14 protein-coding genes are annotated in these 16,330 nt (G+C 65.8%); 8 read left to right on the top strand and 6 right to left on the bottom strand.

Annotated elements, in window-relative coordinates; genetic code table 11:
- Positions 1-95: 95 nt before the first annotated feature.
- The 8 genes from QQM37_RS09545 to QQM37_RS09580 all read left to right on the top strand — a co-directional run bounded on the left by QQM37_RS09545 (position 96) and on the right by QQM37_RS09580 (position 10,231).
- Entirely contained in the window at positions 96-1,172 is a 1,077-nt protein-coding gene (locus tag QQM37_RS09545; RefSeq protein ID WP_285726899.1) for a LacI family DNA-binding transcriptional regulator, read from the top strand.
- A 224-nt stretch (positions 1,173-1,396) separates the two neighbouring features.
- On the top strand, positions 1,397-2,914 hold the full coding sequence (locus QQM37_RS09550) for an ABC transporter substrate-binding protein (RefSeq protein ID WP_285726901.1): 1,518 nt from the start codon (positions 1,397-1,399) through the stop codon (positions 2,912-2,914).
- Between the two features lie 136 nt (positions 2,915-3,050).
- Positions 3,051-4,028 (top strand): ABC transporter permease, encoded by a 978-nt coding sequence (locus QQM37_RS09555; protein WP_285726903.1) that lies wholly within the window; start codon positions 3,051-3,053, stop codon positions 4,026-4,028.
- Positions 4,029-4,037: 9 nt separating this feature from the next.
- Positions 4,038-4,973 (top strand): ABC transporter permease, encoded by a 936-nt coding sequence (locus QQM37_RS09560; RefSeq protein WP_285726905.1) that lies wholly within the window; start codon positions 4,038-4,040, stop codon positions 4,971-4,973.
- Entirely contained in the window at positions 4,970-5,923 is a 954-nt protein-coding gene (locus tag QQM37_RS09565) for an ABC transporter ATP-binding protein (RefSeq protein WP_285726907.1), read from the top strand. Before QQM37_RS09560 ends, QQM37_RS09565 begins: the two co-directional genes overlap by 4 nt.
- The gene (locus QQM37_RS09570; protein ID WP_285726909.1) at positions 5,920-6,975 is read left to right on the top strand and encodes an ABC transporter ATP-binding protein; all 1,056 of its coding nucleotides are present in this window, start codon (positions 5,920-5,922) and stop codon (positions 6,973-6,975) included. Before QQM37_RS09565 ends, QQM37_RS09570 begins: the two co-directional genes overlap by 4 nt.
- Positions 6,972-8,657, top strand: a complete 1,686-nt coding sequence (locus QQM37_RS09575) for a glycoside hydrolase family 32 protein (RefSeq protein WP_285726911.1) — start codon at positions 6,972-6,974, stop codon at positions 8,655-8,657. The genes QQM37_RS09570 and QQM37_RS09575 overlap by 4 nt, the downstream gene beginning before the upstream one ends.
- Entirely contained in the window at positions 8,654-10,231 is a 1,578-nt protein-coding gene (locus QQM37_RS09580; RefSeq protein ID WP_285726913.1) for a glycoside hydrolase family 32 protein, read from the top strand. The genes QQM37_RS09575 and QQM37_RS09580 overlap by 4 nt, the downstream gene beginning before the upstream one ends.
- A 106-nt stretch (positions 10,232-10,337) precedes the next feature.
- Here QQM37_RS09580 and QQM37_RS09585 read toward each other — a convergent pair whose 3' ends face one another.
- The 6 genes from QQM37_RS09585 to QQM37_RS09610 form a co-directional block, all read right to left on the bottom strand.
- Positions 10,338-11,363: a siderophore-interacting protein gene (locus QQM37_RS09585; RefSeq protein ID WP_285726915.1), complete on the bottom strand. Its 1,026-nt coding sequence runs from the start codon at positions 11,361-11,363 to the stop codon at positions 10,338-10,340.
- The gene (locus tag QQM37_RS09590) at positions 11,360-12,220 is read right to left on the bottom strand and encodes an ABC transporter ATP-binding protein (RefSeq protein WP_285726916.1); all 861 of its coding nucleotides are present in this window, start codon (positions 12,218-12,220) and stop codon (positions 11,360-11,362) included. Before QQM37_RS09590 ends, QQM37_RS09585 begins: the two co-directional genes overlap by 4 nt.
- 26 nt (positions 12,221-12,246) lie before the next feature.
- Positions 12,247-13,290: a FecCD family ABC transporter permease gene (locus QQM37_RS09595; protein WP_285726918.1), complete on the bottom strand. Its 1,044-nt coding sequence runs from the start codon at positions 13,288-13,290 to the stop codon at positions 12,247-12,249.
- 35 nt (positions 13,291-13,325) lie between these two features.
- Entirely contained in the window at positions 13,326-14,381 is a 1,056-nt protein-coding gene (locus QQM37_RS09600; protein WP_285726920.1) for a FecCD family ABC transporter permease, read from the bottom strand.
- Positions 14,382-14,386: 5 nt separating this feature from the next.
- A complete protein-coding gene (locus QQM37_RS09605; RefSeq protein ID WP_285726922.1) occupies positions 14,387-15,457 on the bottom strand; it encodes an ABC transporter substrate-binding protein in 1,071 nt (356 codons plus the stop codon).
- A 247-nt stretch (positions 15,458-15,704) separates the two neighbouring features.
- Positions 15,705-16,175: an acyl-CoA thioesterase gene (locus tag QQM37_RS09610; RefSeq protein WP_285726925.1), complete on the bottom strand. Its 471-nt coding sequence runs from the start codon at positions 16,173-16,175 to the stop codon at positions 15,705-15,707.
- Positions 16,176-16,330: the final 155 nt, after the last annotated feature.

The following is a 16,330-nucleotide window of genomic DNA, read 5'->3' on the forward strand; positions in this document are numbered from 1 at the left end:
AGCGCCCGCCACGAAATGGGCAGACACGCACCAACCCTGAATAACGAACCGACCACCCGCTGACCCCAGCAGCACACGATCCAATGGAGCATTCAATGGCGAAGACCCCCACGCGCGGCACTGCCGCTGCGAAAGCGGGTCATCGTGGGGTCACCATGACGGACGTTGCTCAGCGCGCGGGGGTCTCCCGCACTGCGGTCTCCTTCGTCCTGAACAATCGCGAGAATGCGAGCATCTCCGGTGAAACCCGGATCCGCATCGCGGAAGCTGTGCAGGCTCTGGGTTACCGGCCCAATGCAGGCGCCCGGGCCTTGGCCTCGCAACGCAGCGACTGGTACGGCATCGTCACCGAGATCGTCACCGCCCCCTTCGCCGTGGACATCATCAAGGGCGCCCAGGATCAGGCCTGGCTGGACCACCGCTTCCTGCTGATCGCCCCCTCGGACCAGGCCGACGCCATCGGACACAACCAGGGTCTGGAAGATGCCGCCATCGAAAAGCTACTGGAACAGCGCGTGGAAGGGCTGCTCTACGCGGCCACCTATCACCGCGCCGTACAGGTGCCTGCGAGCGCCCATGAGGTACCGACCGTCCTGATCAACTGCTTTGACGCGGACGGCAAGCTCCCCTCGATCGTCCCAGATGAACGCGCCGGTGGCCGCGTCGCCATCGAGCGGCTCCTTCAGGCCGGCCACACGCGGATCGGAGTCATCAACCTCGACCCGGATATTCCTGCCGCCATCGGACGTCTGGCCGGCTGCCAGGAAGCCCTCGGGGCAGCCGGACTGGAACTCGATCCGGAACTTCTCGTCGCAGGATATGCGACGGCAGATGGCGGCTATCACGCCGCCTGCACGATTCTTGACCGGTACCCGGTAGGAGAAGGCCGCCCGACGGCCCTGTTCTGCCTCAATGACCGGATGGCGATGGGCGCCTATGACGCCATCAAGGAACGGGGACTGACCATCCCCGGAGACATCGCCGTGATCGGATTCGACAACCAGGAACTGATTTCGGCCTATCTCCGGCCGAAACTGACCACGGTTGCGTTGCCGTTCGAAGAAATGGGCGCTCTGGGAGTGAAGACTCTCTCTGCGCTCACAGCAGGACAGCCGATCCCTGCAGACCAGCAGTTGGTCGGCTGTCCGCTGCTTGAACGTTCTTCAGTCTGACCGCTAAATCACCGCTGAAGAACTGCCTCAACCCACCTTTCACGTAAGACAGGAATGAGACCACTATCATGACACACCCCAGGTTTCTGAGGGCTGCGCGGATCACCGCTGTTGGCCTCGCCATGGGAGCCATGCTCCTCACCGGATGTTCCGCGAATGGCAGCTCCTCCTCATCCGTACCTGCAGCGAATCCGAATACGCTCCTGACCATCCCCCGAGAAGACATGAGCACCTTCGATCGCAACTTCAACCCCTTCGCGCCCACCGTGAACCCGATGGTGAACCAGGCGATCTATGAACCGCTCATGATCTTCAACCCGGCCAAGGGCAATACCGTCCCCTGGCTGGGGACCTCCTGGGACGCTGCCAAAGACGGCAAGTCCATCACCTTCACCCTGCGCGATAGCGTGAAGTGGTCCGACGGGCAGCCCTTCGTCGCCGATGACGTGGCCTATACCTTCGAACTGCAGAAGAAGATCAAGGGCGGCTTCGAATATCTGGATTCGGTCACCCCCAGTGGCACCAACAAGGTCACCTTCACCTTCAACAAGCCGTGGTCCCCGGCGCTGTACGAGATCGGCCAGCTCCCCATCCTGCCCAAGCACATCTGGGCTTCCATCGCGGACCCGGCGAAGGACACGAACGCCAACCCGGTGGGAACCGGCCCCTACACCCAGGTGGACAGCTTCCAGCCGCAGTCTTTTGTGCTGAAGAAGAACCCGAACTACTGGCAGCCGGAGAAGCAGCAGATCGCCGGCATCAAGATGCTGGCCATGTCTGGTAATGACGCCGCCAACCTGGCCAGCGTCAACGGCGATGTCGACTGGTCCACCCAGTTCATTCCGAACATCGAGAAGACCTTCATCGCCAAGGACAAGGACCACCGCCACTTCTGGTTCCCGCCGACGGGCGCCATGATCAACTGGCAGCTGAACACCACCAAGGCGCCGTTCAGTGACGAGGCCGTGCGCAAGGCGCTGAGCATAGCGGTTGACCGCGATCAGGTCACCAAGATCGGCATGAGCGGCTACGCCAAGCCTGCGGACTGTACCGGCCTCTCCGGCAACTACGCGGGTTGGAAGAATGCCGATGTCGCGAACAGCTGCACCTGGACCAAGCTGAACGTCGATGAGGCGAACAAGATGCTCGATGCCGCCGGCTACCCCAAGGGTGCAGACGGCAAACGCACGCTCAAGGACGGCAAGCCCTTCGAGTTCAGGATCTCCGTGGGCGCCAGCTCCTCCGACTGGCTCTCCGTGGCCAATGTTATCTCGCAGAACCTCCAGGCTATCGGTGTGACAGCCAAGGTGGACTCTCCCGACTGGGCTTCGGTCGTCTCCGACTACGAGCAGGGCACGTTCGATACCGGCATCGTCTGGAGCGCCAACGATCCGAGCCCGTATAAGTACTTCGATGCCGCGATGGGCACCAACACGGTCAAGCCGGTCGGAACCAAGGCCACGGAGAACTACCAGCGCTTCGGCGATCCCAAGGCCGATGCTCTCCTGCAGCAGTTCGTGGCCACCGGTGACGAATCCACACAGAAGCAGATCGCCAACCAGCTTCAGGCCGAATACAATGCGGCCGCCCCGCTGGTACCGCTTTTCTCTGGCCCGGAATGGGGCGACTACACCGACGTGCACTTCACGGGCTGGCCCACTCAGGACAACCCCTACGCAACGCTCTCGGACCGCTCTCCGACTACCGTTCTGGTGCTGACCAGCCTGGCACCGCGTAAGTAACGCCACCAGCCTGGTTTGGTCTTCGGCTGGTGGCTGCGAACTCCTGCAGCCACCAGCCGGACGCTCTCCACCTCTTCACCTTCCATGCCCGGGGCCGCCATCGTCCCGGACCCCATCCTTCCTGAACGGAGGAACCGTGCGCTTCATCCTGCGCCGTCTGGGTTTCTACCTGATCGCCTTCTGGGCTTCCATCACTCTGAATTTTCTCCTCCCACGGTTCATGCCGGGAGATCCGGTCTCGCGGATGTTCGCCCGCACTCAGGGCAAAATGCAGCCCGAACAGATCGAGGCCCTGCGCAAGATGCTGGGCGTGGACACCCGGCCGATCTGGGAGCAGTACCTCGACTACATGCACAACATCCTGACCGGAAATCTGGGCATCTCGATCACACGGTTTCCCACCCCCGTCGTCGACGTCATCTCCGGCCAGGTGGGCTGGACCCTGCTGCTGGGCGGAACCTCGCTGGTACTGGCCGCCGTCATCGGTAATCTGCTGGGCATCCTCGCAGCCTGGCGTCGGGGCGGCTGGATCGACTCGGCTCTGCCGCCGGTGCTCGTGTTCATTGGCTCTTTCCCCTATTTCTGGCTGGCCATGGGTGCACTGTACCTCTTCGGCATCACCCTAGGCTGGACGCCGCTACGGCACGCCTTCAGCGACGGCATGGAGCCTTCCTTCAGCTGGGCTTTCATCTCCGATGTCGGCGCTCACCTGGTGCTCCCGGCGCTGACCATCGTCGTGGTGTCGATCGGCGGCTGGATGCTCGGCATGAGGAACACGATGATCGCCACGAACTCCGAGGACTACATCACCATGGCTGAGGCGAAAGGCCTCCGTCCCGGCCGGATCATGTTCCGCTACGCCGCCCGGAACGCCATGCTGCCCTCCGTCACCAGCTTCGGCATGAGTCTGGGTTTCGTGGTGGGCGGCGCACTTCTGACGGAAGTTGTCTTCGCCTACCCGGGCGTCGGCTACCAGCTACTCAATGCCGTACAGGGCCTGGACTACCCGCTCATGCAGGGGTTGTTCCTGGCCATTACGGCGGCCGTGCTGTTGGCCAACTTCCTGGTGGACATGTTCTACGTCCGCCTCGACCCGCGCGTGCGCAGCAACTAGGGAGCGCTCATGACCACCATCACCAACCCGGCCGACACCGGGAAATCCTCACCCCGCACCCAGAAACGGCGCCAGGGTTTCCTTCGCGGCCTGCTGCAAAACCCCAAAGCCGTCACCGGGTCTGCAATCCTGCTGGCGTTCATCCTGCTGGCGCTGCTGGCTCCCGTATTGTTCCCCGGCGACCCTTCCCGGATCACCGATATGGCGAGCCTGGAGCCCTCCCTCGATCACTGGCTCGGCACCACAGCCAAGGGTCAGGACGTCATGGCCCTGACCGTCTATGGAGCGCGCAGCTCCCTTCTGGTAGGCCTGACCGTGGGCCTGGCCTCTACGTTCGTCGGCATCCTGGTGGGGCTCGCCTCGGCCTATTTCGGCAAGTTCGTGGATGAGGCCCTGTCCCTGGTCACCAATGTCTTCCTGCTACTGCCGGGCCTTCCTCTCCTGGTGATCCTGGCGGCATTCCTGCCTCCCGGACTTGGCACTGTGATCGTGGTGCTGATCATTACCGGCTGGGCGGGATCTGCCCGCGTGCTCCGTTCCCAGGCCCTCTCCATCCGTTCCAAGGACTTCGTCGCCGCCTCCGTGGTGTCCGGAGAAGGGGCACTGCGGATCATGTTCCGGGAGATCCTTCCAAACATGGCCTCCATCGTCATGGGTACCCTGCTCGGTTGCGTGATCTACGGAATCGGCGCGCAGGCAGGCCTCGAATTCCTGGGTCTGGGCGACACCAGCACTGTCTCCTGGGGCAACAACCTCTTCTGGGCCGGCAACGAGGGCGCACTGCTGACCGGCAGCTGGTGGGTGTTCGTGCCATCGGGCCTATGCATCGCCTTGGTGGCGTTCTCCCTGGCCCTCATTAACTACGCCGTGGACGAGGTCACCAACCCTCGTCTGCGGAAAATCAAGGCCGCCAAGCCGGCCCGTACCCAAAGGAGCGCATCATGACCGTCTCCCAGGTCTCCTTCGGTTCCCACGAGCCGGTCCTGGAGGTCAAAGACCTCATCGTGAAATATGTGGGCGACACCCGATCCACCACCGCCGTCGACAGGGTCTCCTTTAGCATCGGCACCGGCGAGATCTTCGGCCTGGCCGGCGAATCCGGCTGCGGCAAATCCACCATCGCCAACTCGATCATGCGCCTGCTCAAGGACCCGGCGAAGATCGCGGCCGGGAGCATCCGCTTCGGCGGCAAAGATGTGCTGGCGATGAGTCCCGAGGAACTGCGCAGCTTCCGCTGGCAGGACGTGGCTATGGTCTTCCAGTCCGCCATGAACTCGCTCAACCCGGTGCTGACCATCGGCGAGCAGATCACGGACATCTACACCACACACGCCGGATACTCCCGCAAGGAGTCCCTGCGCCGGGCCGCCGAGCTGCTGGAACTGGTCCGGATCAATCCCGCCCGGCTCAAGTCCTACCCGCACCAGCTCTCCGGCGGCATGCGCCAGCGCGCCGTGATCGCCATGGCCGTGGCACTCAAACCGTCCCTGCTGATCCTGGACGAACCCACCACCGCGCTCGATGTGGTGGTGCAGCAGGAGATCATGGCCCAGATCAAGGAACTGCAGCAGGAGCTGGGTTTCTCCGTCCTGTTCATCACCCATGACATGTCCCTCATGGTGGAGCTCTCGCACCGCATGGCCGTGATGTATGGCGGCCGGATCGTGGAGACCGCCCGGGCCGCTGACATCCACACCAGTCCGCAGCACCCCTACACGAAGGCGCTCATGAGCGCTTTCCCTCCCCTCACCGGCCCCCGCGTGCCCCTGACCGGGCTGGCCGACGGCGTGAAGTTCCGTGACATCCCGGACCTCGCCGAGGTCTCTCCGGGCCATTTCGCGGCGCCTGTCGTGGGCACCGGTAAACCCGCATTCCTGCAAGGAGTTTCCCGATGAGCAGCACCACAAAGCCCTCCCCGGCATACGCCGTCGGCACCGCTGAACCTGCACTGGAAATCCGTGGCCTGAGCAAGACCTTCTCCCTCGGCGGGCTGTTCTCCAGCAAATCCGTCCGAGCCCTGAACACGGTGGACCTGGCCCTGGGCCAGGGTGAGATCGTGGCCCTCGTCGGGGAATCAGGTTCCGGCAAGAGCACCTTGGCCCGCTGCGTGGCCCGGCTGGAAAAGCCGAGTGCCGGAGAGATCCTGTTGGGCGGCGTCGACGTGCTCAAACGCGACCGTTTCCAGGCCTCGCGCCACTACCGCTCCCAAGTGCAGATGGTGTTCCAGGATCCCTTCGGCTCGCTCAACCCGGCGCACCGGATTGAGCATTTCCTGCGGCGTTCCTTGGCCGTCCACGGCAAGGCCCGCTCGGAGCCGGAGGTGCAGCGGCGCCTTGAAGAGCTCATGACCACCGTGGGCCTGCAGGCGGAGATGCTCAATTCCTACCCGCATGAGCTATCAGGCGGGCAGCGCCAGCGCGTGGCGATCGCCCGCGCCCTGGCCGTGGAGCCACAGGTGATCCTGGCGGACGAGCCCACGTCGATGCTGGACGTTTCCGTGCGGATCGGCGTCCTGAACCTGATGCGCAAGCTCCGCGACGAGCAGGGCATCTCCATGCTCTACATCACCCATGACCTCGCCTCGGCGCGGTACCTCGCGGACCGCACGGCCGTGATGTTCGCCGGCGAGCTCGTGGAGGAGGGCGAATCCCTGGACCTCCTCGCCAACCCGGCGCATCCCTACACCCAGCTGCTGGTCTCCGCCGTACCGGACCCCGCACGGACGGGCTCCTATGACCCGGTCCTGCGGGAAGAGCTGCGCACCGCGGTGATGCGGCCGACGTCGTGCGCTTTCGACGGCGACCCGGAACAGCCGTGCTCTGCCGAGCGCCCGGTGCGCCACCGCGTGGGCGATCCCGAAAACCGTCATTGGGTGCGATGCCACCTCTACCGTCCCGCCGCCGGTTCATCCGGCCACGCCCTCGCAGAATCCAAGGCCAGCAAGTGACTGAACTGATCCATCCCCTCGCCACCGTTCCCCGTGGGGAGCTGGTGGCCCGTGCCGATGCGGATCCGCACCGGCCGCGCTTCCACTTCGTCTCCCCGGCCGGCTGGCTTAACGATCCCAATGGCGTGGGCCAGTGGGACGGCGTCTACCACCTCTTCTACCAGTACAACCCGGAGGGCGCCTTCCACCACAGGATCCTGTGGGGTCACGCGGTCTCCACGGACCTGGTCACCTGGCAGGATGCACCCGTGGCGCTGGAGCCGGGTGACGGGCCGGAGGATCCGGACCGGGACGGCTGCTGGTCCGGTGTCCTGGTGAACGACAGCGGTGTACCCACCCTGGTGTACTCCGGCCGGCACGACGGGCATGAACTCCCCTGCGTGGCGGTCGGTTCGCCGGATCTGCTCAACTGGAACAAGGCGCCGGAGAATCCGGTCATCGCCGCCCCGCCGGCCGGGGTGGATATCACCGCCTACCGGGACCACTGTGTGTGGCGTGAAGGCTCCCGGTGGCGGCAGCTGGTGGGTTCCGGTGTCCGCGGCCAGGGCGGTACCGCCTTCCTGTACGAATCAGAGGACCTGCGGTCCTGGGACTATCTGGGGCCATTATTCGTCGGCGACGCCACAGACCGCCCGCAGGATGCCACAGACTGGACGGGCACCATGTGGGAGTGCGTCGATTTGTTCCGCGCCGGCTCCGGCGAACTGGGCTCTGCGGGGGGCCCGGGCGAGGACGTTCTGGTCTTCTCTGCCTGGGACGAGGGCCGGACACACCATCCGCTGTACTGGACCGGGCGCTATAACGGCGATTCCTTCGAACCGATGGACCTGCAGCGCCTTGACTACGGTGGTCGGTATTTTTACGCTCCGCAGTCCTTCCGGGATGAGTCCGGGCGCCGGATCATGTTCGGCTGGTTGCAGGAGGGGCGCAGCGACGCTGCCGCCCAGGAGGCCGGGTGGTCCGGAGTCATGAGCCTGCCACGGCTGACCACGCTGGCGGCGGACGGCACGCTCTCCTTCGAGCCCGTGCCGGAGTTGAAACGGTTGCGCTCCGGTCACCGGACCCTTCCCAGCCGCGTCCTGGTGGGACCGGAAGCGGATACCCCCGGCTGGTCCATCGACGCCCCGGTTCTGGTGGGGGTGTCCGGGGTTCAACTCGACTTGGAGGTGGAACTGCAGCTCTCCCCCGGCTCCGCGGTCCGACTCGGCCTGCTCGGCACCCGGGATGAGCGCGGGACCGTCCTGGAGGAGACCGCCGTGGAGCTCTCTCTCCCCGAGGAGGGTGGCGTCGGGCACCTGCGGCTGGACCGCAGCCTCAGCAACTCCTCCGGAGAGCCGGGCCTCGATCTGGATACCGGCGTTAAGGAAGGGCCTGTGCCCATGGCGGGCGGCCGGGTGTCACTGCGCGTGCTGGTGGACCGCTCCGCTATCGAGGTATTTGCCAATGGCAGACCGCTCACGGCCCGGGTCTACCCAGCGTTCGATGACGGCCAGCTCAGCCTGGGTGCGACGGCGGGCACCGCCCGCCTACTGGCCCTGGACGCCTGGACCATGGATGACATTTTCACCTCCGAGCGGCAGCTCCGGCCGGGCGGCCGTGCCGGCTCCGGGCGCCTGGCCCATCCCACGTCAACCACTTCAACCGACGAATCGACAATGACGACGAAAGCAGGAGTTGCATGAGCAAGTTCAACACCACCCCGGGCTCCCGGGTGACCCGACGTTCGCTGGTCGCAGGCGCGGGCGCCGCCGTATTCACCGGCCTGGTAGCCCCGGTCATGGCGACGGCCGCCTCCGCTGCACCGCAGCCCGGGGTCGGCAATCGACCTCAAAACCAGCGCCCGGAATACCACTTCAGCGTTCCTGACAATTGGAAAAATGACCCCCAGCGCCCCATTTTCGTCAATGGTGAGTACCTGTACTACTACCTCTACAACGCCGACTACATCGCCGGTGGCGGGGGCACCGCCTGGCGACTGGCCACCACGGTGGACCATGTGTCCTTCCGGGACCGCGGCGTGGCCATCCCGAAGTTCTCCAATACCAATGGGGACTGCTGGAGTGGCAGCCTGGTGGTGGACGATCAGAACACGGCCGGCTATGGCAAAGGCGCGGTGATCGCCATCGTCACTCAGGCACCGAGCGGGGCGCAGGCACCGTACCTGTGGTACTCCACCGACCATGGACGCAGCTTCACCTCCGGAGGCAACGCACCCGTTCTGCCAAACCCCGGTGCCCCGGACTTCCGTGACCCGAAAATCATCTGGGATACCGACCGGCATCACTGGTTGTTGGTGAATGCTGAAGGCCACAAGCTCGGCTTCTACACTTCTCCCAATCTTCATTCCTGGACCCGAGTGGGCGAATTCGTGCGAACCGACATCGGCACTCTGGAGTGCCCAGATCTCTTCACCATGGCGGCCGATGACGGCACCACTCATTGGGTGCTCGGCACCAGTGCGAACGGCAAGGGGCGCGGACTGCCTGCGACCTATGCCTACTGGACCGGATCCTTCGATGGTGCTGCCTTCACACCCGATCACGGCGACCCACACTGGCTGGACTGGGGATTCGATTTCTACGGTGCCGTCACCTACCCCGATCATCTGGCCTCCGGAGCCGAGAACCCGGCATTGCGCCGCGCCATCGGCTGGGCCAACTTCTGGGATTATCCGCACAACACTCCCACGCTGGTCACCGACGGCTACAACGGGGACGACATGATCGTCCGTGAAGTGCGCCTCATTCACACCGGTGATGGCTACCGGCTTGCCTCGACTCCGTCAGCCGCACTTGCCTCCTACGTATCCCGCACCAACGCGCTGGGTGATATTCAGGTCCGTGGGACGAAAGATCTGGCCATCCGCTCGGGCGCCTATGACCTTTCCTGCGATCTGGTCTGGGACCCGGCTGCAGCACCGTCGAACATCGGTTTTGAGGTGTGCAGGGCACCGGGTGGCGGTCGGCACGTCGACATCGGTGCATTCCTGCGCGGCCCGTACTGCTACGTCAATCGGCGGGGCACCGTCAATCCCACCGGTGGGGAATCGCAGACGCCCTTCAACCCCTCGACGGGGAAACTCACAGTGCGGATTCTGGTCGATCGCACCAGCGTGGAGTTCTTCATCGGCGACGGCACGATCGTCCATTCCCACCGGGTCTTCCCGCTGGAGGGCGACAACGGCATCCGACTCTACGCCAATGACGGCCAGGCCACCTTCCAGAACCTGACCATTCGTGAAATCCGGATGCATTAGTCAGCCGCTCGTGCCCAGTGTCCAGTACCGCACACTGTTTCGCGCTGCGATTGTGCGGTACTGAACACTGGGCGCGATGCCGCCGTGAACCGCGATGCCTGGATGTTCAGGTCTGAGCCTGGCCCAGCTTCCAGTAGCCCATGAAGGCGGCCTGCGACCGGTCGAGGCCGCACTCCCGCAGCAGGTACCGGCGCACGCCGCGCACCAGTCCGGCCTCACCCGCGACCCAGGCGTAGGGCCGCTCCATCGCAGAAGGCCCACTGACAGAAGGCTCGATGCCGGCCTCCTCCGGCACATCCCAGAGAACCTCCAGATGCCCAGTCGCCTGGTACCCGGTCGCCAGATGCCCGGTCAGCTGGCGGCCGGGCACTGCAGCGGAACCTGCCGGGCCACGGCCTACGTCGGGGGCAAACACCTCGCGGAGACGGGCCAGAAGCAGCTCCCCCGGGGGCCGCGCGCCCCGGGCCAGCCAGTACACGTTCACTCCGGGCGGCATCAACAGATCCTGGAAATCGGCGGCCTCCGGAACCTCCAGAATCGCCGTACCACGCGCTGTCGGTGCCAGAGATTCCAGGATGGCACCCACCGCGGGAACTGCTGTCTCGTCCGCCACCAGGAGCAGGGACGTCGCGGTTCCCGGAGCGAATTCGATGCCAAGGCAGACCTCGGCCGCCAGGTTTGGGCCCAGAATCAGCATCGGGTCCCCCACCTGCGCCGAGGCCGCCCACTCCCCGGCCGGCCCGGACGAGCCATGCCCAGATGACCCAGACTCAGCACCCGCCGGATGCAGCACAAAATCGATATCCACTTCCCCGGCCTCCAGACGACGTTCCCGGATGGTGTAGGTCCGCAGGAACCCCCGACGGTCCGGATCCAGACTCAGCCAGGTCTGGTACCAGTTCTCTGAGGAGTCCGCGAAAATCCTTGCCAGATCCGGCCGGGGCTGCCCGGGAACAGGGATCACCAGCTTGACCCGAAGGTCCAGGGTGCGGCCGTGCGGATCGGCCCCGAAGAACCGCAGGTCCTCCGAGGCGAAGGTCAGCCGACGCAGATGCGGGCCCAGGCTGCGCACGGCACTGACCCGCACCTCAAAGGCCCGCGTGGTGCGTACCGGATCTGCCACCACCCTCATCCGCGCACCCCGGTCCCCAGAGCCGCGGAGTCCAGCACTTTCGCCCGCTCGCGTCCCAGCGGCACCACCATCGGCGCGCCGGTCACCGGATCCGCCATCACCACTGATTCCAGGCCAAAAACCTCGCGGACCAGGCCCTCGGTCACCACCGACGATGGCGCCCCCTGAGCCACAATCCGGCCCTGCTTGAGTGCCACCAGGTGGTCCCCGTAGCGCGCCGCCAGGTTGAGTTCATGGAGCACGATGGCGACGGTGGTCCCCCGGCTGCGGTTGAGTTCGGTCACCAGATCCAGCACCTCCACCTGATGCGCCAGGTCCAGGTAGGTGGTGGGTTCGTCGAGCAGCAGAATCGGTGTCTGCTGAGCCAGCGCCATCGCGATCCAGACCCGTTGCCGTTGCCCGCCGGAGAGCTCATCCAGGCTGCGATCCGCCAGCTCCAGCGTCCTGGTCACCTCCAGCGCCTCAGCCACGGCACGCTCATCCTCCGCAGACCAGCTGCTCAGCCATCCCTGATGCGGGTAGCGCCCGCGGCCCACCAGCTCGGCCACGGTGATCCCCTCCGGCGCAAGTGGTGACTGGGGCAACAGTCCCAGCCGCTGCGCCACCTTGCGGGCCGGCAGCCGGTGGATGTCTGCGCCATCGAGCAGTACCGCCCCACGACTGGGGGTGAGCAACCGCGCCAGCCCGCGCAGCAGGGTGGACTTCCCGCAGGCGTTGGCCCCCACGATCATGGTGACCTGCCCGGGTGGCAGTTCCAGGCTGAGTCCTTCGACCACGGTCCGATCGCCGTACGCCAGGGACAGCCCCTCCGCTGCCAGCTGCACGGATTCACTCCCGGACAGGGTGGATGTGTTCATTGGTTCCTCCACGGGGATTTCGGTTCTCATGATCTGGTTTGTCCTGTGCCTGAGCCGGAGCCGCGGGCCAGAAGCCACAGCAGGAAGGGCGCCCCTGCCGCCCCGGTGACCACGCCGACCGGCATCGCGCCTCCGGGCAGCAGGTAGGCGGCGGCATAGTCGGCCGCGAGCACGATGCCAGCCCCCACCAGCGCGGCAGCAGCAAAGGACACCCGGCCACGGAGCAGGCGCCGGGAGATGGGACCGGCCAGGAAGGAGACGAAGCTGATGGGGCCGGTGGCTGCGGTGGCGAGCGCAGCCAGCGCCACCCCGACGGCGCTGAGCCCCAGGACCGTCCGGCTGACCGGAACCCCCAGCCCCGCGGCCAGATCACCGCCCAGCACGAGCACCCGGAGCCTGGACAGGTAGAACACCGCAAACGGCGCCACCACCATCAGCCCCACCAGCAGCACCCCGATTCGCTGCCAGGAGGCCTGGTTCAGCGATCCGGTCAGCCAGATCAGGGCCTCCTGCGCCCGGTACACCTGCGCCCGCTGCATCAGGAACACCACCAGGGCATTCATCAGGGCGGCGACGCCGATGCCGATCAGGATCAGGCGGCCCCCGGCTCGCGCCAGCGCGGCCCCGGAGCGCCCCCGGGCCAGCAAACTGATCGTCCCGGCGACGACCAGCGCCCCGAGCACTGCGAGAACCGACACGGCCGCGCCGCTGGCCGAGAAAAGCACAATAGCCACCACGGCGCTGGCGCTGGCCCCACTGGAAATGCCGATGACGTCCGGGCTGGCCAGCGGGTTGCGCAGCATGGTCTGGAAGATCTGCCCGGCCACGCCGAATGCCGCGCCCACCAGCAGCGCCAGAATGCTGCGCGGAAGCTTGTTTTCCATCACGATGAAGCTGGCTCCGGGAATGTTTTTCCCACCCAGAATCGCCAGGAAGTCCGGCACGGTGACGGTGAAGCTGCCCAGCAGGATGTCGGCGGCCAGGAGCCCGAACACCACCAGGGCCAGCAGCGAGCAGACCAGCCGGGTGCGCCGTTGACGGCCTCGGCGCTGGGCGGGCAGGGCCGGCATCGGACGTACTTCGGTAGAGATCACAGGGCCACCAGTCACAGGGCCACCGCCTGACGTCCGCGGACCAGCCAGATGAACACCGGCGCGCCCAGGAACACCGCCACCACCCCGGCCGAGACCTCGCCGGGCAGCAGAATCATCCGGCCCACCACGTCGGCCAGCACCACCAGCAGCGGCGCTACCAGCAGGGAACCCGGCAGCAACCACTGATAGTCAGCCCCGCCGAACGCCCGCAGCAGGTGCGGAACCACCAGTCCGATGAAGCCGATCGGACCCGCCAGCGCCGTCGCACTGCCGCAGAGCAGAACCACGCCAAGCGCCGTCACGGCACGTGCCACAGCGGGCCGCTGACCCAGCCCGCGGGCCAGATCATCGCCCAGGGCCAGTGCGTTCAACCACCGCCCGGCGAAGACCACCAGCAGCACACCCAACGCCATGAGCGGCAGCACGGCCACCAGCTCCGGCCAGCCAGCCCCGGCGAAGGAGCCGACCTGCCAGTTACGGAAGGCGTCAAAGGCATTCTGATGGGTGATCAGCACCGCGCTGACCAACGAGCTCAGCCCCGCGGTCAGCGCAGCACCGGCCAGCGCCAGCTTCACCGGGGTGGCACCGCCACGGCCCAGACTGGCCACGGCATAGACCACGATGGCGGCCAGCGCCGAGCCGAGGAAGGCGAACCAGAGATAGCCAGTGATGGACTGCAGGCCCAGGAAGGCCGAGGCGCAGACGACGGCGAGCGCGGCACCCGAGTTGATTCCGAGCAGCCCCGGATCGGCCAGCGGGTTGCGCACCATGCCCTGCATCGCGGTGCCGGCCAGGCCCAGGCAGGCGCCGACCAGCAGTGCGGCCATCGTACGGGGGATGCGGCTCTGCACCACGGCCATATCGCCGCTCGTCAGGGCACCGGAAGTCAGGGCACCACCGGCACCACCGGCACCACCGTGTGGAGCCGCACCGAGGTTCCCCAGCACCTCTGCCACCGTGGCGAGCGGCACCGATCGGGCTCCGACCGCCATCGAGAGCAAGGCTGCCAGCAGAAGGGCCAGCCCGAGCGCCCCCAGAATCAGGAGCCGACGTCTGCGGACCGTCATCGTGGTCAGTGGGCGGAACTGGCGTCGACCGCGGCGACCATCTGGGGCAGTATCCGGTCAAGGCTCCAGGGCAGGCTCAACGGCGAGGACGCGGAGATGGCCAGGCTGAGGGTTTTGTCCGAATCCGCAATCAGCCCGCCCTTTTTCAGGGCCGGAATCTGACCCAGCAGCGGGTCCGCCAGCAGGTCGTGTGTGGTGGTTCCATCGGGCAGCCAGCTCAGCAGCACATTGGAGTTGAGCTCGCTCGCCTTTTCCGCGGACCACGGGATGTAGAAGCCGGGCGTGCCCTTGCTGGCCTCCGACACCACGGGAGCCAGCGTCAGTCCCAGCTCCGCCATGAACCGTGAGCGCGAATCGTCTGCGGCGTAGAGGTTGATCACGGTGTTGTTCCTGGTTTCCAGGTTCGCGGCGATGAACGACTTCCCCGCCAGCTGCGGGTGGGCGGCGGCTGCGCTCTTGATTGTTTGCTGCACGCTCGTCACGAGATCCCTGGCCTGCCCTTCACGCCCCAGCGCTTTGCCGATGGTCAGCGTGGAGTCCTGCCAGGCGGTGCTGTAGCGCTCGCCCTGGTAGGCCACCACGGGCGCGATCTTGCTGAGCTTGTCGTAGTCCTCACGGCTGAGCCCCGAATAGGCGGCCAGGATGACGTCCGGTGCGGCCTGGGCCAGAGCGGTGAAGTTCACGCCGTCCTCCTCGGAGTACAGCGTCGGCGCCTTCGGGTTGCCCAGCGGTGCTCCCAGTTTTTCCAGGGCCGCGTTCTTCCAGGGGGTCGATCCCTGGGCATCGCCACCCCAGGTGATGCGCGGAACGGCCACCGGGATCACGCCGAGGGCCAGGGCGACGTCATCGTTGGTCCAGCTGATCGTTGCGACACGTTGTGGGAGCCTGGGGATCACCGTGGTGCCGAAGTTGTTTGGCAGGCTGACCGGGAAGGCGGAGGCATCTGCGCTACTGCCTGTTGGCGCAGTCCCGGCGTCGGAGGAGGCGATGCTGCCCGTGGAGCAGGCGGTGAGACTCACAGCAGCGACGGCCAGGGCAGCGGCTATTGCAGTGAGGGTGGGGCGTAGCGAGATCACGGCGAAAGTCCTTGCAATGGAAGGTCCACCTCGACAGGGACGGGCCCACGAGGCGCGGATAGTTAGGTAAACCAAACCTAAGAAACCCTAACGCAACCCGGGGCAATTAAGAAACAGCTATGTGATCTAATTCATGGTGCGGCTGATATGGCGGAGGCCGCGCCGTTCATTGTCCACTTGCGCACAGTGTCGGCGCTTCGCACTGTGCGCAAGTGGACAATGAACGGTCTGGCAGCGAGCCCGGTCCTCAGCGGGAGCTGAACGGCGAGGGTCCAAGCAACGGCTCCAGCCTGCGGCGATGCTCCGGATTGAGCCGGACGAGCCGCCCGGCAGGTTCATCGAAGAACGCCAGTGCCGTTTCCGCCACCACGCAGCGCACGTTCTCCACGGGATCGACGATGGCGTACGCCAGCGTCAGGCTGGCGCCCTTGAGTCCGCTGACCCACAGCTGGACCTCGACCGGGACGTTGCGGTAGTTCAGCGGCTGGAGATACTTGATCCGATGTTCCACCACCAGAGTCTGCACGCCGTCGGGCAGATCGTTGAACACCGGAAGATCCACGGGGACGCCGGGACGGCCCGTTCCGGCAGGCGGCCCGAAGGCGTGGACCCGGGCCTCTTCCAGAATGCGCACGATCTCCACATTGTTGATGTGCCCATAGGCATCCATGTCTCCCCACCGCAGGGGCACCTTCAGAATCAACGGCCCAACACTCATGAGCCCTACGCTACGCCAGCCGATTGAGACCGGACGTTTGAGACCAGCCGTTTGCCAGCGGAGGAGCCACCCTGTCTAGAATGTTCAGTGGTCCCCAGGACGCCTCAGGTTCGGCACTCCTGATGGGCCTCTCGGAACGTGTCATGAACCGGGGC

It is taken from the genome of Psychromicrobium xiongbiense (genome assembly GCF_030271165.1).
GTDB lineage: Bacteria > Actinomycetota > Actinomycetes > Actinomycetales > Micrococcaceae > Renibacterium > Renibacterium xiongbiense.